The 19,316-nt window shown below is 50.9% G+C and carries 23 protein-coding genes and 2 pseudogenes; 4 read left to right on the top strand and 21 right to left on the bottom strand.

Going from position 1 to position 19,316, the window contains the following annotated elements; genetic code table 11:
- Positions 1–240: ATP-binding protein (locus G614_RS30570; RefSeq protein WP_162142787.1), on the top strand; the 240-nt coding region annotated here is incomplete at its 5' end.
- Here G614_RS30570 and G614_RS28390 read toward each other — a convergent pair.
- The 4 genes from G614_RS28390 to G614_RS0121520 form a co-directional block, all read right to left on the bottom strand.
- On the bottom strand, positions 201–1,043 hold the full coding sequence (locus tag G614_RS28390; RefSeq protein WP_330367049.1) for a recombinase family protein: 843 nt from the start codon (positions 1,041–1,043) through the stop codon (positions 201–203). The genes G614_RS30570 and G614_RS28390 overlap by 40 nt on opposite strands.
- Positions 1,034–1,450, bottom strand: a complete 417-nt coding sequence (locus G614_RS0121530) for a recombinase family protein (protein WP_027643590.1) — start codon at positions 1,448–1,450, stop codon at positions 1,034–1,036. The genes G614_RS28390 and G614_RS0121530 overlap by 10 nt, the downstream gene beginning before the upstream one ends.
- Positions 1,451–1,630: 180 nt before the next feature.
- Positions 1,631–2,695 (bottom strand): peptidoglycan recognition family protein, encoded by a 1,065-nt coding sequence (locus G614_RS0121525; protein WP_027643589.1) that lies wholly within the window; start codon positions 2,693–2,695, stop codon positions 1,631–1,633.
- Between the two features lies 1 nt (position 2,696).
- The gene (locus tag G614_RS0121520; RefSeq protein ID WP_027643588.1) at positions 2,697–3,119 is read right to left on the bottom strand and encodes a phage holin family protein; all 423 of its coding nucleotides are present in this window, start codon (positions 3,117–3,119) and stop codon (positions 2,697–2,699) included.
- A gap of 201 nt (positions 3,120–3,320) precedes the next feature.
- Here G614_RS0121520 and G614_RS28385 point away from each other — a divergent pair, with 201 nt between their 5' ends.
- The gene (locus tag G614_RS28385; protein ID WP_044918508.1) at positions 3,321–3,647 is read left to right on the top strand and encodes a hypothetical protein; all 327 of its coding nucleotides are present in this window, start codon (positions 3,321–3,323) and stop codon (positions 3,645–3,647) included.
- Entirely contained in the window at positions 3,644–3,997 is a 354-nt protein-coding gene (locus tag G614_RS0121510) for a SymE family type I addiction module toxin (RefSeq protein WP_027643587.1), read from the top strand. The genes G614_RS28385 and G614_RS0121510 overlap by 4 nt, the downstream gene beginning before the upstream one ends.
- Before the next feature lie 6 nt (positions 3,998–4,003).
- On the opposite strand, the gene G614_RS0121505 is transcribed toward G614_RS0121510, so the two are convergent.
- The 4 genes and pseudogenes from G614_RS0121505 to G614_RS28375 form a co-directional block, all read right to left on the bottom strand.
- Positions 4,004–5,395, bottom strand: a complete 1,392-nt coding sequence (locus G614_RS0121505; protein ID WP_027643586.1) for a hypothetical protein — start codon at positions 5,393–5,395, stop codon at positions 4,004–4,006.
- Between the two features lie 16 nt (positions 5,396–5,411).
- Positions 5,412–6,539 (bottom strand): annotated as a pseudogene (locus tag G614_RS28380) (hypothetical protein); the annotation flags it as partial.
- Entirely contained in the window at positions 6,524–6,694 is a 171-nt protein-coding gene (locus tag G614_RS31480) for a hypothetical protein (RefSeq protein WP_155245101.1), read from the bottom strand. The pseudogene G614_RS28380 and the gene G614_RS31480, both read right to left, overlap by 16 nt.
- A 3-nt stretch (positions 6,695–6,697) precedes the next feature.
- Positions 6,698–9,856, bottom strand: coding sequence for a phage tail tape measure protein (locus tag G614_RS28375; RefSeq protein WP_049948090.1), 3,159 nt, complete (start codon positions 9,854–9,856; stop codon positions 6,698–6,700).
- A 258-nt stretch (positions 9,857–10,114) separates the two neighbouring features.
- Between G614_RS28375 and G614_RS0121485 the strand changes: the two genes are divergently transcribed.
- A complete protein-coding gene (locus tag G614_RS0121485) occupies positions 10,115–11,050 on the top strand; it encodes an Abi family protein (RefSeq protein ID WP_027643585.1) in 936 nt (311 codons plus the stop codon).
- 27 nt (positions 11,051–11,077) lie between these two features.
- On the opposite strand, the gene G614_RS32065 is transcribed toward G614_RS0121485, so the two are convergent.
- From G614_RS32065 to G614_RS0121420, 13 genes and pseudogenes are all read right to left on the bottom strand, one after another.
- Positions 11,078–11,242 carry a hypothetical protein gene (locus tag G614_RS32065; RefSeq protein WP_166430228.1) on the bottom strand — a complete coding sequence of 55 codons (165 nt, stop codon included), beginning with the start codon at positions 11,240–11,242 and terminating at the stop codon, positions 11,078–11,080.
- Entirely contained in the window at positions 11,239–11,616 is a 378-nt protein-coding gene (locus G614_RS0121475; protein ID WP_027643584.1) for a hypothetical protein, read from the bottom strand. The genes G614_RS32065 and G614_RS0121475 overlap by 4 nt, the downstream gene beginning before the upstream one ends.
- Positions 11,613–12,243 (bottom strand): annotated as a pseudogene (locus tag G614_RS34710) (major tail protein). Before G614_RS34710 ends, G614_RS0121475 begins: the two are co-directional and overlap by 4 nt.
- Positions 12,224–12,607, bottom strand: coding sequence for a hypothetical protein (locus G614_RS28365; RefSeq protein ID WP_044918506.1), 384 nt, complete (start codon positions 12,605–12,607; stop codon positions 12,224–12,226). Before G614_RS28365 ends, G614_RS34710 begins: the two are co-directional and overlap by 20 nt.
- Positions 12,555–12,983 (bottom strand): HK97 gp10 family phage protein, encoded by a 429-nt coding sequence (locus G614_RS28360; protein WP_044918505.1) that lies wholly within the window; start codon positions 12,981–12,983, stop codon positions 12,555–12,557. Before G614_RS28360 ends, G614_RS28365 begins: the two co-directional genes overlap by 53 nt.
- A 2-nt stretch (positions 12,984–12,985) precedes the next feature.
- Positions 12,986–13,318, bottom strand: coding sequence for a phage head closure protein (locus tag G614_RS0121455; RefSeq protein WP_027643583.1), 333 nt, complete (start codon positions 13,316–13,318; stop codon positions 12,986–12,988).
- Complete coding sequence (locus tag G614_RS0121450; RefSeq protein ID WP_027643582.1) at positions 13,318–13,593, bottom strand: head-tail connector protein; 276 nt, start codon at positions 13,591–13,593, stop codon at positions 13,318–13,320. The genes G614_RS0121455 and G614_RS0121450 overlap by 1 nt, the downstream gene beginning before the upstream one ends.
- A 72-nt stretch (positions 13,594–13,665) precedes the next feature.
- Positions 13,666–14,871: a phage major capsid protein gene (locus G614_RS0121445; protein WP_027643581.1), complete on the bottom strand. Its 1,206-nt coding sequence runs from the start codon at positions 14,869–14,871 to the stop codon at positions 13,666–13,668.
- Positions 14,872–14,883: 12 nt separating this feature from the next.
- Complete coding sequence (locus G614_RS0121440; protein WP_044918503.1) at positions 14,884–15,600, bottom strand: head maturation protease, ClpP-related; 717 nt, start codon at positions 15,598–15,600, stop codon at positions 14,884–14,886.
- Positions 15,509–16,855 carry a phage portal protein gene (locus G614_RS0121435; RefSeq protein ID WP_027643579.1) on the bottom strand — a complete coding sequence of 449 codons (1,347 nt, stop codon included), beginning with the start codon at positions 16,853–16,855 and terminating at the stop codon, positions 15,509–15,511. The genes G614_RS0121440 and G614_RS0121435 overlap by 92 nt, the downstream gene beginning before the upstream one ends.
- Before the next feature lie 17 nt (positions 16,856–16,872).
- Positions 16,873–18,462: a terminase large subunit gene (locus tag G614_RS0121430; RefSeq protein ID WP_027643578.1), complete on the bottom strand. Its 1,590-nt coding sequence runs from the start codon at positions 18,460–18,462 to the stop codon at positions 16,873–16,875.
- A complete protein-coding gene (locus G614_RS0121425) occupies positions 18,462–18,935 on the bottom strand; it encodes a phage terminase small subunit P27 family (RefSeq protein WP_027643577.1) in 474 nt (157 codons plus the stop codon). Before G614_RS0121425 ends, G614_RS0121430 begins: the two co-directional genes overlap by 1 nt.
- A 199-nt stretch (positions 18,936–19,134) precedes the next feature.
- Positions 19,135–19,316, bottom strand: a 182-nt coding sequence (locus G614_RS0121420) for a transposase (protein ID WP_027643576.1), incomplete at its 5' end; no start/stop codon positions are given.

Raw genomic sequence — 19,316 nt, 5'->3', positions numbered from 1 at the left:
GGCTATGTTCCAGTTGATAAGGATGGTTCACAGCTGCTATTCAGGGTTATATCCGACAGTTACGAAAGTAAAAGCTTGATTCTTACCACAAATCTGGAGTTCTCGAAATGGGGCGGTATCTTTACGGATGACCAGATGGCCGCAGCCATGATCGACCGCCTTGTCCATCATGGACATCTCCTGATATTTGAAGGAAAGAGCTACCGGATGGAACATGCCCTCATGCGCCGGGACGCATAATCAATGCCCGCCGAAAGCAGGGAAATTCCCTTGCTGAAAAAAGGGAATTCTGACGCTTTTTTTAGGGAAAAGTGCTTGACAAAAAACACATTGGCGATCATTCCGCTAATAGTCCCGCCTTCCCAGGTTCCCCCTGTCACTGTAGGAACCCCAAGATAATCCAGCAGGCTCGCAATTCTGGTGCTTCCTACGGCCATCAGATAAAGGTCAAAAGACAGCCGGACAATCTCTGCCTCTTTGCCATTCACCACCAAATCCCCGTATTCGTTTTTGTCATAGCCGCAAAAACGGGAAGTGGTGATCATCACCTCTCCCCGCTCAAATTTCTTCTTGATGCTCCATTTATTGTTTTCACTCATGCTCCTGCTCTCTTCCTGGGCAAAAGAAGCGAGGACAGCAAGCATCATCTCGCCGTCTCCTGAAAGAGTGTTGATATTCTGTTCTTCAAAAAAAATACCGACACCCAGTTCTTTCAGTTCTCTCGCAACTTTCAGAACGGTGACGGTATTTCGCGCAAACCTTGATATGGACTTTGTTATGATCAGATCGATCTCCCCTGCTCTTGCTCTCTCCAGCATCTTCTGGAACTGCGGCCGGTTCTCACAATATCCAGAGATTCCCTGATCTGCATAGACACCAGCAAACTCATATTCCGGATTCGACCGGATCAATCTTTCGTAGGTTGCTGTCTGGTTTTCCAGAGATTCCTCCTGCCTTCTGCTGTCAGTGGAAACCCTGGCATAAGCGCAAACTCTTTTTTTCTTTTCTGCTGTAGGAACCGCAGTGATAATCCTTATTCGCATACTTCTTCACTTCCCCCAAAATAAGCCGTAATAAATTTCTGAATCCTTTGAAAAATACGCCCTGCATCTTCCACTTCATCCAAACAGAGGACTTCCACCTGCGCCTTTTCACAGATTTCCATAAACTCCATAAACTGTCCCCAATCCCTGGCGATCATCGCCGCCCGGACAGAAACCACTACATCAATCTGATCTTGTGATATTTCCTGTTTCAGACGGTTGAACTCCTTTCTGTCCGGATCAGCGCCAGAGGCTTCTTCAAAATAGATTTTCAGTTCCCATTCCTGTTTTCCATAGGCTCTTTCCAACCGTTTTTTTACATCATCCAAAAACTGGGTATAATCATGATTCCTATGATTCATACGGCAGTAAAAAGCCACCCGGTTCACTCTTCCTGCTATTACCATTTTTACAAGTTCTCCTTTCTACTTTTTTGGTAGTCTATCTATCACTCTGAAGCCCATGAAAGTCAAGCAGTTTCACCATTTCCACCGGTTTTTGCTTCCACTCTCGCCAAACTTATCCCCTGCAAAAATTTTGCCGGACAGGGGATTGTTTCTCTCCTGCCCGGCACTCTTCACTTTCTTTTACACTCGTTTAGCATAATCTAGGCTGATCCATCCGGCTCCGGATTTCAGTTTGCCCCAGCCTGCATTGGACCCCTGTCCCGATCTGGTCTCCACAATCGTGAAGGTTCCTTTTCCAGTGTACTTTCCAGTAGTTCCATAGTTGGTTCCCGGACCTTTCCGGATGTTCAGGTCTGTTGCGGATACCTGCACCAAAAAAGATCCACTGGAGGAACTGCTTCCAGAACCGGAGGACTGCACGGTGCAGTAAGATGGATTCTCCAGATAAATCCAGCCTGCTCCACTTTTTAAACGGCCCCAGCCATTTTTCACTTCCACAATGGTAAAAATTCCTTTTCCTGTCTGACCCTTTACACTTCCGCTCATGGACGGGGCAGACCGGTAGTTCAAATCCGGAATGAGTACCTTTACCGTAAAGGGAACCGCTGGGAAACCGGAAGTCCCAGAACCACTGCTGCCAGAAGAAGAACCACCTCCGGCCGTGCTTCCACCCATGGCAGCCTTCACTGCCTTACGGAATCCGTCCATGGTATATCCCATACCAAGGCCGTTCCAGAGATGCTCCGGATCGCCATGGTTGGATGCAATTCCACGGCTGTGGCCCTCTCTGTGGCTGACGATCACACCGTCTGCGGTCGGATTCAGATTATGCTGCTTGCACAGCATGGCGAACAGTTCCACTGCCGCCTCATAGGTGCGTTTTGCCACAGCCCTTGCCGTGGACAGATCGGAACAGGTAAAGTTTGAGCCTGACGTGTACTGGATACAGGCAGGCTCGCACATCTCCACACCGATATGGGTGTTGTTCCCGCTGCCCCTGCTGCCGGAGCCGCAGTGCCAGCCCCGGTGGTTCCAGGGAAGGGTCTGGTACACCGTGCCGTCATTGCCGTCAATAAACCCATGGACACAGGCGCTGTCATAGGATGGGCTATTCCAGCTATTGATAAACACAGACGCCTTCGGCTGCGGGCAACCCACGGAATGGAGCATCAGCCCCTTGACTGTGATCTTTCTACCCGCCGTATAGCATGGATTTTTCGTTAAAATACTCTGTACTAACTTCATCTCATTTCTCCTCCGTTTCTGTTTTTTCTGCCCGGTCATGAAGCTGTTCCAGGACAGTCTTGATCTTCCCCGGCACCGGAAGCCCCAGATGTGCCGCATTCTCCATCAGACTCACGCCCTCATTGGAGATATAGAAAAAGCTCACAGCCGTCCGAAGTACCGATCCAGTGCCAATGACATGGACATCCAGGATGTTGGCGATCCCTACCAAAAGGAAGATCAGCACCTTCCTGCAGATGCCCCTAAAGCCTACGTTGCTGGACAGCGTCTTATCAGAAATGGCACACATCACACCGGTCAGATAATCCACCGCCACAAATAGCACCAGGGCGATCAGCAGCCCGTCATTCCCGCCAAGGAAATACCCCAGCCATCCGCCCACAGCGGCAAATACCATCTGGACCATGTTCCAAAATTCTTTCATTACAAATACCTCGCTTTCGTTCCATAAGAAAAGACGCCCATCTCTGAGCGCCTGCCTGCAGGTTGCTATGTGAAGTGTCTAAGCTGCACAATCTCCATTACGGAGATTTGTGCAGTTTATGGCACAGAATCAGGTTGCTATTCCTGCCAGGTAGAGTGATAAATACAATCACCAAAAGCCCTTGGCAGGAAGGAGGAAAAAATGTTTACGCCAAAGGAATTGAAAGCCATTGATCCCGTCTATTTTTCCATCATCGCATCAAATGGGAGTGCCGTAACACTCCAATCAAACAACACCGGCCACTGCTGGCATATCCTTCTGGAAGAATACCCGCATTTCAGAAGCTGCCGGATCTATCACACCCATCGCAGAGGAACCCCTTACCATGAACACGGACATGGAGCAACGCTTTCTGGCTGCATCCAAAAGATCCGGTCCCATGACACCTATTGGCTTGGCAGGGAAAGGGCTTATCGGAAGCGCCGCAGGAAACACCACAAAACAGAGGAACAGGAGGTACGCTCATGAACAAGAAACATATCAAAGTCGCATACACCAGCCGCCTTTCCGGTGGTTCCTACACCCAGGTCCCTAAAATTCAGATGGAGGGGCGTTGGCTGGAAGAACTTGGCTTTTCCATCGGAAGTACCATTGTGGTCGAATATGGGGAAGGTTCCCTGTGTATCCGCCCCATGACCGAAACGGAACTGGCTGAGAAACAGCGCATGGAAGCCCAGAAGGAGTTGGACAGCAAAGCCGCTGAAATCCGAAGCCTCCAATTCCGGCTGGAAAAAGAAAGCCAGGAACTCCAGCGTGTAGCAGAGCCACAGCAGGAATACATTCTCATCTCCGGGGACTCCCCAAAGCGACGCCGCTGATCCCCCTCACTCCTCCGTCAGCGTGTAGGTGATCTTCATGGTCTTATCCACCGTCTTCACCACTGCTGAGGAAAGGTTATTGATGGACGCCAGGTACGGCGTCAAAAGATAAGCCGTCCGGTACTCATTGCCATAGCTGCCGCCCCATCCAAACAGGAAATTCTTGTACTGGAACAGGGGCGTCGCGGCGTTATTGAGCCGCACACTTCCCTGAGTCTGGATCACTGTGTCCTCCGCCGTGATCTGGAAATCCCCGCCGATGATCAAATCCCCGACCAGTGTCAGATACAGTTCGCAGGAACCGGTCTCGCAAAGGGGCTTCCACTGGGAGGTAAAACCGAAATTGATCAGCGTCACATCTGTGGAATTGGACAGGCTGATCTTATAGATCCCCGTCTTGTCATAGGCTGGTACAAACAGATATCCGCCCCGGACGCAGCATTTCACTACCCGCTCCGCAAAGGTACCATTTTCCCGGTTTCCCACATCCATCAGCTTGGCATTGGACAGCGTCCACTGCCCCTCTGTAAAGGAATAATCTGTTTTGGAAATCTTGATCCAGAGCATCGCAGCGTCCCCGGAAGAATTCCCCTCATTGGAAAACCCGTACCAGTATCCGTCCTGCCCATCCATGAATTCCCCATACTTGGTATAACTTCCCAAAAATTCAAAGGTCTCCGGCGTCAGCACCTCATCATCCAGGACGGTATAAGTGGAATCGTCCAGCTTCTCATTCAGCCCGATGGAAAACACCGGGATCCGCAGCTTCCGGATCCGGACGCCCGCATTCTCAAAGGTGATGGAATACAGCAGGCTGTTCTCAAAATCCATCTCCACCGCCTCAAACAGCACCATCTTATTAGCGTCCGGGATTGACCCGATATCCGCCGCCTTTAGCTGAAGGAAGGTACTGGCATCCCCCACAGGGCTCCCAAAACCATTCTGCCCGCCAAGAGCGCTGGTCAGCGCCACCGCCGCGATCGTACCGTTGCCCTGGTTGGGCGTAAACTCCCACACAAACTTATAGCCGTTGGAAAGAGCCATGCTCTCCGTCAAGTTCAGGCTACCCCTGGCCAGATTCGCTGTAGAATTGACATTATTGGAAGCGTAGGCCACTGGCAGGTTATCGGAACTTTCATACAACAGTTCCTCATCCTCTGTCAGAGCTTCGGAAAAGAGCAGGATGCCGCCGATCATGTTGGGGCAGATGGGAAGAAGGTTCCCGTTCCAGAGGACCGCATCGTCATACTCCCCAGTTGCCGCATAAAAGATACCCATAGGGTTTAACCCCAGGATGTTATTGACGGACTCTGTAATCATGTTCTCCTCCGTGACCGTTTCCATCGCCCCGGTATTCGCGTCCGTCAGTTCGATTGTCATCACGCCTTTTAACGTCATGTCTATTTCCCTCCCATCATTCTGAGTCACTGGATACCGGCAGCGTCACCGGCCGGCAGAACGCCCCGATCTTCGGCTTCACGCTCAGGATATCTGAGTAACTTCTCTGCACCAGTTCCATTGTTTCCACTGCCATCACATCCGTAAAGCCCTTTCCCTGCAGGCCGCCGCCCACAGAAAACAGCCCCACAGTTTCCTCAATATCGATCCTGCCGTCCCACGCCGCAGCCGCCGCCATAGCCTGGCCGCTGATGGAAGCAATACAGTCCCCGATTCCCACACTTCCGGAGCCGTCCTCCATCCGCAGGTACACATTGAAAGTGTTTGTAATATTCGGCACGATATTTTCAATCGGGTAATACAAAGACAGGATGTGCTTTCCGCTGTGCCAGGTCTCCACCGGATGATGGAGCAGGATCTCCGCATTGTTCAGTTCAAAGGTGACATAGCAGACTGCCTTCCCGTCCTCCATCCAGGTGACCGGCAGGCTCACATCTACAGAAATATCCGTGCCAGCCGCATCAACAGCAGAGCTGGAAGTTCCCGCCTCACTTCCTACCGGAGCCGTCCCGGACGGTTCACTGCCCTCACTCTCCCCAGAGGGGAACGGGATCACAATCGTGCCGCTGGCATTGGCTGACCTTGCGGCCGGATCAGCCGCAACATCCACCACCACCTGGCCGAAGAACTGGGCGTGATTCTCTTCTTTGGAAGCGAACTCAATGCTGATGATCCGCACATCCGTCTCAACGATGGTATACTCAGAGGCATTGGTAAAGGTGTGGATGCCGATCTTTCCCGCCTCGATCTGGTTAAGCAGGCCGGAAATATTTTTATCGTTCTTGGACTTTGCCTGGGAAAGTCTTGGATTCTTCCCCACGCATTTCAGGCTCTGCCGCCCGCCGATCTTAACCGTAAAAGACGTCACACAGGTGATCCGCTGGGCATCCGCCTGCCCGCCGGAGAAGGTCAGCACATCTCCCAGATCCAATGCCGGATTTCCGATGGTATCTGAATCAAAAGGCACATAGTTCACTTTGGAAAGGGCATCCAGGATGTTCCCGCACAGTTCTGCCCTGGTCTCTTCCAGGCCAAACTGCAGTAATGGATTTACTCCCAGGTTCATGGTCACCCCGTCACCGGGATACTCACCACTCCTGCACGCACCACATCCCGCTGCACCGTCCCGGCCTCCGTCTCCCCGCCAGAATCCGCCTCCACGTCATCCATCTGTACTTCATAAGAATCCGGCAGCGGAAGGGCTGTCCCGTCAAAAGTCAGATACTGTATAAATGCCATAGGTTACCTCCCTCCCGACCGCAGGTTCTGCCGCGCCTGCGCCGTTACAACCAGCTCATCTAAAAGTGTACCGCCCACATATACCGGGATCACAATATTTCCCTGCGGGCCGGAAAATCCTGCCAATGCTTCTGACACCGCAGAAGAAATCCCGGAGATTAGGTCGGACATATTCCCGCCGGATAAAGCACCTTCGGCATAGCCATACTCCATCCCATTTACTTTCGGTGAAAGTACCATATCCGAAGCCACATCCCGGACAGCTTTTTCCACCAGGTTCCGGTTTTTCTCAATGCCGCTTGCAAGCCCTTTCATGAAGTCCGGCATCCAGGTCTCATAATCTGCCAGCGGCCCCTCATCCGGAGCAGAGAAGTGCAGGAAAGAACGGATCCGGTCAGCCAGACCAGAAACCGTGTTGATCACACTCTGGATCATGCTGGAAATTCCGTTGATCAGTCCCTGGATGAAATCCTTGCCCCACTGGAACGCCTGCCCCGGCAGACCGGTAATAAACCGGATGGCGGAAGAAAATCCACTGCTTACAACCGAATACAGCCCGGAAAGGGCAGAGCCGATCCCGGAAACCATCCGCTGGAAGGCGGACACCGCCGCTTCACGCAGCATGGATGCGATATTCACCACCGTAGTCTTGATGCCGTTCCAGACAGAAGATGCTGTCTGCTTCATCGCCCACCAGATCTGGGAAGCAAACTGCGAGAGTGCCGAAAGCACTGTTTCCACACCCTGCTTTAGTCCCGAAGCCGCAGAAACTACCACCTGCCGGATTCCCGACCAGATCTGGGAAGCCGTATTTTTGATATTGTTCCAGATATGCGCCGCATCAGAGGCAAGCTGGGAGAAATTCCCCGTCACCAAATCGATCAGCAGAAGCACCGGGGCAAGGATCACATTTCTCAGCAGCTCCCAGGCACCGGCGGCAATGTCGCAAATCCCCGACCAGATGCCATGCAGGGTATTCTTTGCGTTTTCCCACAAAGAGGTGACCGTATCCACCACCAACTGGACAATCGGATTTTGCAAAATGGTATTCCAGGTATCCGAAAAGAAGGAGGAGACCTGCGACCACAAACCGCTCCACCAGTCCGGGATAGACGAGAAAAAGCCGATGAACTTCTGAAACGCCGCCGGCATCGTCTCCGTAAAAAAGACCACCAGCCCATTCCACAATTCCATCAGCTTTTCCGATACCGCCTGCCACAAGTTTCCGAACCATTCCGTAATTGCACCCCAGTTTTTTACAATAGCAATGATCCCGGCAATGGCTGCAGCCACCCCGGCAATAATACCGATCACCGGGAGCAGAGAAATGTTCAGCGCCCCGAAGGAAACTGCCAGAGCTGCAATTACTGGCGTAAGCGCAGTAAACGCTGCGAGCAGCGCTCCAAGGATCACCACAAAATTCTGCACAGGTTCCGGCAGCATGACGAACACCTCGCTCACTGCCGTAATAATCGCCACCAGAGGAGGCAGTACCACATTGGCCAGCTCTACGATCTTTTCCCCAAGGGGAACTAGCGCCTGCTGCAGTTTCCGGGTATTCGCCTCCATCTCCTGCATAGGCGTCTGGGTCTGGGTAAACAGATTTTCCGCTGAGCCAGTAACACTATCATACGCCTCCCCCACAGAGGTCAGGGACGTAATGAATTTCAGGTTCCCATCCTCAGCCATGGTTCCAAAAGCCTTCGCCGCCATATTCAACGCTTCCTGCTGGCTGGTGCAGCTTCCAATATCCGATACAATCGAGTCAATGACCTGCTTCTGGGTCGCCTCCCCATTCTGCCAGGCAAGGAATAGCCCCTGCGTCTTTTCCGAGTACAGATCAAGAGATTCCCCAATCGTGCCGTCCGCCAGACGGGTCGTCACCTCATTGATCGCGTCATTGACCTTATCCAGGTTATAAGCCCCGCCTTCCAGACCATTCTGCAAAAGCTGGAAATACTCCGAAGCCGAATACCCTGCCTGCTCAAATTTCCCGGCATACTCAGACAGGTTATCCCCCAGTTCATTGGTCTTATCCAGGCCGTTCTGGGTACCCCGGACAATATAATCCATGGCCTCCTGGGCGGTCAGGCCATACTGCTTCATCAAAGAGTTGACGCCCCTCAGGGTCTCATTCATATCAATCCCGTATAGTTCTTCCAAAGTCAGCGCCTGTTGCGTCAGGTTGGTCAGATCTGTATTCCCCAGATCCCCCAGGTTTTTCTTGACCATGATGACCGCTTCCGCCACCGCATCCATGCTCTGGCCCACGCCGGAGCCGTACACGTTTTTCACAATTTCAGCGCTGGCTTCCGCCGCCTTCCCGGTCTCCCCAAAGTAAGCGTTCACTTTGGAAACAGCAGTCTCTGTCTCCGCATAAGCGGATACCGCCTTATCGCCCACATCCTGGATCTTATCCCCGACCACAGATAACTGATCAGCGGCTTCCATCAGAGCTGTACCTTTCGTTGCTTGGGCAATTTCCCCGATATCATCCGCAGCGTCCTGAGCAGCATTCCCCACATCATTCAGATCATTGATCAGATTTCGTACCGCCTGCCCGTCATCCACCGTATCCAGGGCATCTGTCAGCTGCTTGATATCTGCCTTCCCGCCGGTGACTGCTTTCCCAATCTTCTCCACAGCTGTTTTCAGCTGGTCAGACGAAGCCGTCCCATTCCGGATCGCCGTCACCAGGCGGCTTCCCAGCACATCGGCATAATCATCCACACTGGAACCCGTAGTGGCAAACAGTTTATTCAGCCGCTCCGTATTAGATGACAGCCGCTCCTGCTCTGACTGCAAACCGGACAGATCCGCCTTATACCGGTTCAGCGCACCTCTGGTTTCCTCAACCTCCCGCTGGAAAGCCATGTACTGGTCTTTCCCCAGGTCGCCCCGCTCAAAGGCTTTCGCCACATCCTCCTGAGCCTGTTCCAGGGCTTCCAGCTTCTTTTCCGTATCTCCAATCGCGGACTGCAGAAGCTCCTGCTTCTGCGCCAGAAGAATGGTATTGGACGGATCAAGTTTCAGAAGGTTGTTCACATCCCGAAGCTGGCTCTGGGTCTTCTTTATGGAATTGTTCACTGCGGCAAGCGACTTTTCCAGTCCGCTGGTATCGCCGCCGATCTCCACTGTAATGCCCTTGATCCGGCTTGCCATGTGTCACTACCTCCTGAAAATGAATATAGAAAATACCCGGATTACTCCGGGCGGAATCTTTGCATATTTTCTTTTCTCTTCGAATACAATAATCAAAGGACAAAGCTGCCGGATTTGCTAAAAGCCATTGACTTTTGAGTGGATCCGTGCTAGACTCTGTCTTAGTGATCAGGTTTCAGATACTCGTGAGGACTGAGACCGGGGGAGGACCTGCGGGCCCTCCTTTTTTTATTCTGAAAACAGGAAGAGGGGAAAGCTTTGTCAAAACCGTTTCTTACATACGACCAGCAGCTTGATAAACTTCAGAACGAAAAAAAACTTCAAATTCATGACCGGGCAGCTGCAAAAGAAATCCTAAAAAATATCGGATATTTTTCCTTGATCGGCGGATATAAAACACCGTTCATCAACCCGATGACCCGTATTTACCAGAATAATACTTCTTTTGAGGATATCTATGCCCTGTACCAGTTTGATCTTTCCCTGCGTGAACTTGTTTTCAAATATTTGTGTGAAATAGAATGTAAAATCCGGCAGCTTGTTTCCTACCATTTTTGCAGTCTCCATGGCGAACAGCAGACCGCATACCTCACTCCTGGGAATTATAATCATACAAAAAAGAATGCTGCTGATATCACTCGCCTGATCCAGATCTTATCCTACCAGGCAAATAAAAATACAGAACATAATTATGTCATCCACCAACGGAAGGTTTACCATAATGTTCCTCTATGGGTGCTGACCAACACCCTGACTTATGGACAGGTTTCCAAGTTTTACGCCTTGCTCCCCTTCCAGCTGCAAAGCGGTATCAGCAAAGATTTTCCAGGCGTAAATGAAAAGAACCTGGAACGTTATCTGAAAATCCTTACCCTGTTCCGGAACGTATGCGCACATAACGAACGGCTTTATTCTTTCCGGACCCAGATTGATTTTCCAGATACAATGCTTCATCAGAAACTAAATATACCAAAAAAAGGGAATCAGTATCTTTCCGGAAAACGGGATCTGTTCGGTCTGGTCATCGCTTTCCGTTACCTGCTCCCCAAACAGGACTTTCTGGAATTTAAACGCGCATTAATCGGTATTATCAATAAGTACATAAAAAACAGCGGGCAGATCAGCGAATCTTCCCTTTTGGATATAATGGGATTCCCTACAAACTGGAAAGATATTACCCGCTACCGCATTTAAGACGGCCTCACGATCCAGTAAAAGCACTCAAAACCTGTCAAAATCCTCCTGCGTAGCCACCACCGCATATTTATGCTCATCGTTCCGGCTCTCCACATACATATCGTTCACCATCCCGATGGTCAGCAGATCCAGATCCCGGATGGACAGCCCCAGCTGCACGCACCGCAGGAGGAACAGGGGCGTTGTCATTTCCCGGTCAGTCGGGCGAAGTTTTTTTTAGCCTGCACATCCGTCTGCGTGTTCAGCCCCCACAGTTCAATGATCTGGGGCAGCACCTGATAGATGGAAAAGGTGTTGAACCCATCCAGCCATTCTTCCGGTGTATCCGGGATAGAAGGGTCGGCGTGCTTTGCCATCACATAGGCGATGTTCTCAAACATTTCCAAAGAGAACAGATCAAGATTCGAATTCTCCGGATCATTTTTATCGATCCCTTTTTCCAGATCTCGCAGGTCTTTATAAATATCCCGATGGAACCGCATCCGGTAGATCCGGGGAATAGCGGCGGATGCCTTAAAAGGAACCTCCTGCCCGTCAATCGTGATATTCCGTTTCATGCTCATAAGGTCTCCCCTCCTGTCTCATCCTCCGCCCCCTGCTGGCCGGACTGCTGCGTCCCGGAGGTATCCGAATCCGTAACCGTAGGCATATAAACAGAAGTATACCATCCTGTATAAACCGTATCCGTGGTACTGTCTCCGGTTCGGGCCTTCACGTAGCCATTTGCCAGGGGAGCCGCCGTAATAGCCAGCGTTTCCGTCTGTACCTCAATCTCCTCCTCATTGGTTGTGGACTCAATATTGGGCCTGGCCGCAGAGCAGTTATACAGCACATGGCGGATCTTCTTCACATCCCCGTCAAACTCAAAGAGCAGGGCAAAGTTCGCTGTTTCCACATTGGCGCTCTCTACCAGCATCCAGGGATTCCTTCAGCACATCCGTCCGGAAACTCTCCGGCACCATGGCCAGTTCCAGATCCCCTTCATAGCCCATGTTATTGGAGATCGTATAATAGGCATACCCATCCGCATAAAAGTTGGACGGCTCGCCGTTTGGCTCTAGGGACAGGGATACTGCGCCCGGCATAGCCACAGGTGTCCCAAAGGTCACATCTCCGTCATCGTCCGCCGTAATCAGTGCGTAATGCACGTTGCAGATATTAAATTTGACTTTATTTTTCTTCGTAGACATTTCCAGCCTCCTTCATCTCATTCCCGTTTTTCCCAGCACCTTCTCCGTCTGCTGGCATTTCAAAAGCGTACAGAACTTCATACAGCTTCTCGCTGTCAATCCAGGTTTCCGACTTGTTATAAAAAACCCCTGCTGCGTCCAGAACATCTTCCACGTTCTGCTCCGCTTCAAGGTCTTTGAGATCCGTATACAGTTCCAGCCGAACTTCCGTAAACTTGTGGTACACCTTCCCGTCTGCGGAAAAGTTATCGCTCCCCGGAAGCAGATAACAGAGGAAAGGCGGATCCGGTGCTTCCCCTTCTGCAAAGTGGTCATAAGCATAAGGAACTCCTATATTGTTTAAAATTGATAGCAACATATCCATCCCTAAGACTCCTTTCAACCTCTTCCTCCAACTGCTGGATTCCCTTTTCTTCTGCCGGAGCAATATGGCTCTTTCCAGCGACCCGCCCTCCATTTCTTTTGGCATGGCCAAATTCCAGCAAATGGGCCAGGTAGTAACGATTCCTGGAATAAACCGTCATCGTTATACTGTTGGAAGTCTCTTTAGATTTCTTCACCGCCCAGCTTTTCGCATAATCCCCGGTATCCTTCGGAGCATTGGCACGGATCTCTTTCTTTACTGTCTCCCCGGCATCTTTTACTGCCTGTTTCACATTATCTGCAGCCAGATCCGCATATTCCTCCAAAGTCTCCATAATGGTGTCTGCCAGCTCCCCGATCTGTACATTCTGTCCCATGTTTACCGCCTCGCTTTCTCACACCGGAACTTCAGCGCTTTCTTTCTATAGTTCATGTGATCCACGGCCACGATATTGTAGATCTCCCCGCCAAACAGGATACGGAAACCGTCCGCTGTCACCTCCGCCGCCCTTTTACAAAAACGGATGGTAAAAGCAATGTCAGAATCCACAACCGTCAATCCGGCGGCAGCCTTTTCATTCCCGCCCTCACCACTGACCGTGGCATGGCAGGTATAATAATCCTCCCAAACATTCCTGCGGTTTCCAATATCGTCCGCAACTACGGAGTTTTTCTGGAAGGTCACTTTTACATTCAAAAGTGAAATCTCCATCAGAACGCCTCCTTCCGGCTTCCAAAGAGCAGGGAGCGCAGCGTCAGGGTCAGGGCATGATGGTCAGCTTCCTCCCGGTGTTCATACAGATAGGCCACCGTATACATCACAGCCGGTTTTCCATTCTCCGCTTCCTGCAGACCGCTTTCTTCATCTATCCGCAGGATGTCCATGCACATCCGCTCCGCTGACGCCAAAAGCGTAGTGATCAGCCCATCGTCTTCATTGTCATCCACCCGGAGGTAATTTTTCATTTCTTCCAGTGTCACCAGCAACCTTCCTGTCCTCCTTTTTTACCGACAGCGTCCCCACACAAGGGGATGCCGCCCTTTTCTCGCATCAATCCATCAGGAACCTGCTTTCTGCGCCAGCACTTTCACGGCCTCGGAAAGCACCAGCTTGCCGTCCACCCTCTGGGATCCAAGGAAGCCTACCTGACCGTTGGCGGCGTACAGTTCATTCAAGCGCTTAAAGGAGCGTCCCTGCCGATCAGCGATCCAGTAATAGCTGAAATCTCCGAATGCGATCGTCTTTGCCCCCGCCGCAATCACCGGCATGTAGGCGGAGGTCTTCACCGGCCTTCCAAGGAGGGTATCCGGCGTACCAGCCACAAGGGAAGGCTGCCACAGATACTGTCCGGTAGAATCCTTCAGTTTCCGAACGGCCTTGATCGTAGAATCGTTCAGCACCCACACTGCCTTCTTCCGGTACGGAGATTTCAGGGAATAGAACAGATCCATCAGTTCATCTGCTGTCACCGCCGTGGAAGATGCGGCGGTCACCCCGGTCTCGGCACCACCGGTAGCCGCAAGGACACCCAAAGGCTTCCCGGAACCGTCTCCGGTAAAAAACGCTTCTTCCTCTTTCGCCCCGATCCGGCGGGCAAATTCTTTTGCGATATAAGATTCCAGGTCAAAGACGCTGTCATTGAGAAGTTCCTCGGATACCTTAATCATGGTACCCACCTTATAAGCCCCAATGGATACCTGGCCAAAGGAATCATCGCTCTCCGTATACGCCCCTTCCTCATCGATCCAGGACGCCGTTCCCTTTGTTGCCACCACCGGGATCTTCCGATCCCCGCTGGAAGTGCGGATCACTTTAGCCATCTGGCGGAACACATTTTCCTCTTCCAGGGCTTCCACCAGGGTACGCTCATACTCATCTGGGACCAGATAACCACCCTCGGAATCCGTCCCTTCCTCCAGAGCGTTGACCACACTGGGAAGCGGCACTTTTGAACGCATGGCATTCCAGAAGTTGGCCTTATACTCCTCCGAAGCACGCCCGGTCTTTTCTTTTTCCACACCGCCTGATACGGGACGTCCCGTCAGAGGTTTATTCAGGGGCTGGGACAGTTCCCGTTCAAAGGCTTCCTGCCGCTCCAGCCTGGCGATCTCTTTCCCAAGATCTGTAATTTCCTGTTCCATACGGGTGTAGGCAGCGTCATCCTCTGCAGACAGCACACCTTTTTCATTCCTGTGGGAATCCAGAAAAGCCTTCGCTGCCTCCCATGCCTTTGCCCTCTTTTCTCTCAATTCTAAAATCGTCATCGTCATGTCCTCCTAATTTTTCAATAAATTAAGCCGCTCGTAGAGACTGTCTACGCTGCGGCCTGCAGGTTCGGTTTTCAGTTTTGTCATGCATTTCGCCGCAATCTTATCCATCAGGGAATTGACCACGGCGGCTTTGGAATACAGCATGGACATTGTCATCGGTTCCACATTCTCCGTCAGTTCTGCCCTGGCAAGAATCCCATCGGCAAAACCAAGTTCCACCGCTTTTCCGGCGTCCATCCAAGTCTCCGCATCCATCATGTGTGATAACTTTGTACGGGACAGGCCTGTCTTGATTTCATAAGCGTTGATAATGGAATCCTTCACACTTCCCAGCATCTCAATGGCTTTTTGCATCTCCCCGGAATCTCCCCAAGCAAGAGTTGCCGGGTTATGGATCATCAGCATGCCTACCGGGGAGATCAGCACCTTTGTGCCTGCCATGGCAATCACCGAAGCGGCACTGGCCGCAATCCCATCGATTTTAACGGTTACATTTCCAGGATAATCCATCAGCATGTTATAGATCTGCGCTGCGGCCACACAGTCCCCACCTGGACTGTTAATCCAGACCGTAATATCTCCATTTCCTGCCATTAATTCCTCTTTAAAAAGAGCCGGCGTGACTTCATCGTCATACCAGCTCTCTTCCGCAATGGTTCCGTTCAGAAACAGCGTCCGTTCCTGTGTTCCCGCCTGATTCTTCCACTTCCAAAACTTTTTCATCGGACTGATCCTCCTTTCCTGCCGGAGCCGCTGCAAACAGACCAGCATCCTCCAACTTTGTCATATTTCCATTAATCAAATACAAATCTCCTCCTTGCTCCGCCGGAATCCGGTCCAAATTTTCCAATTCCCGGATGTCATTGGCACTCATCCATCCATTCTGTCTTGCCGTGGCATATCCGTTCATCCGGCTCTGATAATCCCCACGCAGCAATCCATCCACATTGAACTTGATAAAATACTGCTTTTTCTCTTCCTTGGATAGTAAAGACCGCACCATGGACTGTTCCCAGCGGGACACCCAGGGATCCAGTGTATATTTCACAAATTCCATAGACTGCTGCTCGATATTATTAAATGAGGATTTTTCCAGATCCCCAATCATGTGGGGAGGCACACGGAAAATTCGGGCAATTTCATCCAGCTGAAACTTTCTTGTTTCCAAAAACTGTGCCTGCTCCGGCGAAATGGAGATCGGGGTATATTTCATTCCTTCTTCCAGTACCGCCACCTTATTGGCGTTACCGGAGCCCCCAAATGTCCTCTGCCAGCTTTCCCGCACCCGGCTGGGATCCTTAATGGTTCCAGGATGTTCCAACACCCCAGACGGTGCTGCGCCATTGGCAAAAAATTTCGCCCCATATTCCTCACAGGCCATGGCCATGCCGATGGCATTCTTTGCCATAGCGATGGGCGAATATCCCACCAGCCCATCAAACCCCAGCCCCGGAATATGCAGCACCTCATAAGGAGAAAGCCGCGCAACAGAACCTTTCATGGTCGGCGCATCATCAGAACTCAACGTGTACTCATAATACAGCTGCCCTTTATCATCCCGATCCACATACATCCGGTCTGCCATTAGAGGGTATAAGGCGATCACCTCTCCCCTTCCATTCCGAATAATTTGAGCGTAGGCATTACCCCATAAAATCAGGTGTGTCATCAGCGTTTCCCGAAAAACAAAAGATGTCATCTCCGGATTCGGTTCATCATGGAGCAAAAAATAAAGCGGGTGTCCCACCGCTTTTTCTTTCCCACCATCCTCGGTATAACGATAAAATTGCAAGGGCAGGCTGGCCACTGCCTCCGACAGGATCCTTACACAGGAATACACCGCCGTCATCTGCATGGCCGTCCGCTCATTCACCCGCTTTCCGGAGGTACTTCCTCCCATAAAGAAACTATAACTGCTGCCGGATGTCCGGTCAGACGGCTTATCCCTTGACCGAAATAAACTTGATAAGATTCCCATAACACTCATGCCCCTTTCTAAATAAAGAGAATGCCTCTTGTATCGTAAACACTGGTTGGCGGTGAACTACGAATACAACGATCCAGTCCCATAATTAACGCCACAATCCCATCGATTTTTTCCACAGATTTTTCTTTATCCGGCTTAATATTGCCCGCCGGATCCTGCCGCATCACCACATTCTGGGCCATCCATTTGAGAACCGGATTGCCGCCGTGGATGATATTTCCTTCCATCAGCAGTTTGTACAGTTCTTTTGATGGTGGGGACATATCTTTAAATCCCTGTCCAAAGGGAACCATGGTAAATCCCATATCTTCTAAGTTCTGCACCATCTGTGTAGCATTCCAACGGTCATAAGCAATTTCAATGATGTGATACTTTTCTCCCAGCTGCTCAATGAACCGCTCAATAAAACCGTAATGGATCACGTTCCCCTCCGTTGTGAAAATATACCCTTGTCGCTCCCACACATCATAAAGGACATGATCCCGGCGGCAGCGAAGTTCCAGTGTTTCCTCCGGCAGCCAGAAAAAAGGAAGCACAATATACTTTTCCTCTTCCGTCCTCGGAGGAAACACCAGCACCAACGCCGTAATGTCTGAAGTGGAGGATAAGTCAAGCCCGGCGTAGCAGTCCCGGCCCAGAAGGGAAGTATAATCAATCTTCTGATTTCCCCTGTCATAAATATGCTCCGGTATCCACGCCACCGCAGAATTTGTCCAAATATTCAATCTCAGCTGCTTGAACACATTTTCCTCTGCCGGATTATCCAAAGCCTCCCGGTAAGCGTCCCGGACACGGTCAATACTGATGGTGTGTCCAAGGGAAGGATTGGCCTTATACCAGTTTTTCTCATCATTCCAATCATCCTCTTCACTTAACCCATAGATCACTGGATAAAAAGAATGATCCGATTTCCGGCCATTCATGATATCCCGCGCCTTGGTATGCAGTTCATAGCAGATGCTCTCCTTATCTGTCCCAGCAGTAGTGATGATAAAAAACAGCGGCTGCTCACGGGCATCGCCAGAACCTTTGGTCATAACATCATAGAGTTTCCGGTTCGGCTGTGCATGAATCTCATCAAAAACCAGTCCGGAAATATTCAAGCCATGTTTCGTTCCTGTTTCAGCGGAAAGCACCTGATAAAACCCGGCATTCCGGTAATTAACGATCCGCTTTGTAGCGGCAGCAATCTTTGACCGTTTTAACAGTGCCGGGCATTTCTCTACCATTCTTTTAGCCACATCAAAGACGATAGATGCCTGGCTCCGGTCATTAGCGCAGCCATATACCTCCGCACTTGCCTCTCCATCCCCATAGAGAAGATACAGTGCGATGGCTGCTGCCAGTTCTGACTTCCCGTTCTTCTTTGGTATCTCTATATAGGCACTCCGGAATTGACGCTTTCCATCGGCTTTTACGATTCCAAAAAGATCCCGGACAATCTGCTCCTGCCACGGGAGCAGAAGAAATGGTTTTCCATCCCATTTCCCTTTCGTGTGTTTTAGGTTCTGGATAAAGGCAACCGCATGATCCGCCCGCTTCACATCGTAATGTGAAGTGGAAAGCATGAAGGGAGAAGGGGTGTATTGAAAATCCATCAGCATTCGCCTCCTTCCAGCAGTTTCTCCATTTCATCTTCCTCATCGCCGTTCTCTCCGCCAACGATCCTGCTCCGGGCCGATGGTGTCAGACCGAACTGCTCACAAAATTTCAGCATAATCTTCATATTGGTCTGAGCAATGGATACCTGCGGCACCTGCTGCAAATAACCATTTGGCGTCCGCACCATTGAACCGTGCTGCGTCAGAAATTCCTCCGCTTCCTTCCAACGGGCATACGCCTGACAGTACCCGGCAAAGGCCGCCATATCCATTTCTGTCAGAAGCCCCATGTTCTCCAGCACCTTCGCCATACGCTTCCACTCTTTTTTCGCCTCGTCTTCCAGCCAGGAAGGGCAGCGTGGAGCCTTCTTCTCTGGCTTTGGTTCTTTTGTATTTAACGGCCGTCCGCCCGGATTCCCCTCCAGCATCTTCAATGCGGTCGGCTTCGGCTTCCTGCCTCTCTGCGCCATCGCTCCCACCTCCTCTCAAGTCCGATAGGCACTCAACTACCACCGGCTAAAGCCGGTGGGTTGATGCGGCCTAAAGGCCGCCGTTAAGCGACTGAAAGTCGCAGTGGGGGCTAAAGCCCCTGCTTTTGCGACTGAACTCACAGCAGGGCTGAAGCCCTTTCTTCTTAGACTGTAGTCTACTAAAGCCCTACTGAAGTAGTCATTCTTCTCCTATCGAAAAATTATCGTAGCCTTCTTCTTTTCCCTGCTTCTCTATATATTCTTCTATCATTTTTTGATCTACTTCCCCTACCGTTCCGCAAAAATATCCTCTTCCCCATATATGCTGTCCCCAATATTTCTTTTTCAACTTCGGGAATTCTTCCTGCAGCAGCTTTGACG

The organism is [Clostridium] clostridioforme AGR2157, assembly GCF_000424325.1.
In the GTDB taxonomy this organism is placed as follows: Bacteria; Bacillota; Clostridia; order Lachnospirales; family Lachnospiraceae; genus Enterocloster; species Enterocloster clostridioformis_A.
This window is presented reverse-complemented; position numbering and strand designations above follow the sequence as displayed.

Excerpts from the sequence above, each read along its gene's own strand:
- G614_RS28390 (WP_330367049.1), bottom strand. The coding sequence starts at position 1,043 with ATGCGAATAAGGATTATCACTGCGGTTCCTACAGCAGAAAAGAAAAAA.
- G614_RS0121530 (WP_027643590.1), bottom strand. The coding sequence starts at position 1,450 with ATGGTAATAGCAGGAAGAGTGAACCGGGTGGCTTTTTACTGCCGTATG.
- G614_RS0121525 (WP_027643589.1), bottom strand. The coding sequence starts at position 2,695 with ATGAAGTTAGTACAGAGTATTTTAACGAAAAATCCATGCTATACGGCG.
- G614_RS0121520 (WP_027643588.1), bottom strand. The coding sequence starts at position 3,119 with ATGAAAGAATTTTGGAACATGGTCCAGATGGTATTTGCCGCTGTGGGC.
- G614_RS28385 (WP_044918508.1), top strand. The coding sequence starts at position 3,321 with ATGTTTACGCCAAAGGAATTGAAAGCCATTGATCCCGTCTATTTTTCC.
- G614_RS0121510 (WP_027643587.1), top strand. The coding sequence starts at position 3,644 with ATGAACAAGAAACATATCAAAGTCGCATACACCAGCCGCCTTTCCGGT.
- G614_RS0121505 (WP_027643586.1), bottom strand. The coding sequence starts at position 5,395 with ATGACGTTAAAAGGCGTGATGACAATCGAACTGACGGACGCGAATACC.
- G614_RS31480 (WP_155245101.1), bottom strand. The coding sequence starts at position 6,694 with ATGGCATTTATACAGTATCTGACTTTTGACGGGACAGCCCTTCCGCTG.
- G614_RS28375 (WP_049948090.1), bottom strand. The coding sequence starts at position 9,856 with ATGGCAAGCCGGATCAAGGGCATTACAGTGGAGATCGGCGGCGATACC.
- G614_RS32065 (WP_166430228.1), bottom strand. The coding sequence starts at position 11,242 with ATGACAACGCCCCTGTTCCTCCTGCGGTGCGTGCAGCTGGGGCTGTCC.
- G614_RS0121475 (WP_027643584.1), bottom strand. The coding sequence starts at position 11,616 with ATGAGCATGAAACGGAATATCACGATTGACGGGCAGGAGGTTCCTTTT.
- G614_RS28365 (WP_044918506.1), bottom strand. The coding sequence starts at position 12,607 with ATGGATATGTTGCTATCAATTTTAAACAATATAGGAGTTCCTTATGCT.
- G614_RS28360 (WP_044918505.1), bottom strand. The coding sequence starts at position 12,983 with ATGGGACAGAATGTACAGATCGGGGAGCTGGCAGACACCATTATGGAG.
- G614_RS0121455 (WP_027643583.1), bottom strand. The coding sequence starts at position 13,318 with ATGGAGATTTCACTTTTGAATGTAAAAGTGACCTTCCAGAAAAACTCC.
- G614_RS0121445 (WP_027643581.1), bottom strand. The coding sequence starts at position 14,871 with ATGACGATTTTAGAATTGAGAGAAAAGAGGGCAAAGGCATGGGAGGCA.
- G614_RS0121440 (WP_044918503.1), bottom strand. The coding sequence starts at position 15,600 with ATGAAAAAGTTTTGGAAGTGGAAGAATCAGGCGGGAACACAGGAACGG.
- G614_RS0121435 (WP_027643579.1), bottom strand. The coding sequence starts at position 16,855 with ATGGGAATCTTATCAAGTTTATTTCGGTCAAGGGATAAGCCGTCTGAC.
- G614_RS0121430 (WP_027643578.1), bottom strand. The coding sequence starts at position 18,462 with ATGGATTTTCAATACACCCCTTCTCCCTTCATGCTTTCCACTTCACAT.
- G614_RS0121425 (WP_027643577.1), bottom strand. The coding sequence starts at position 18,935 with ATGGCGCAGAGAGGCAGGAAGCCGAAGCCGACCGCATTGAAGATGCTG.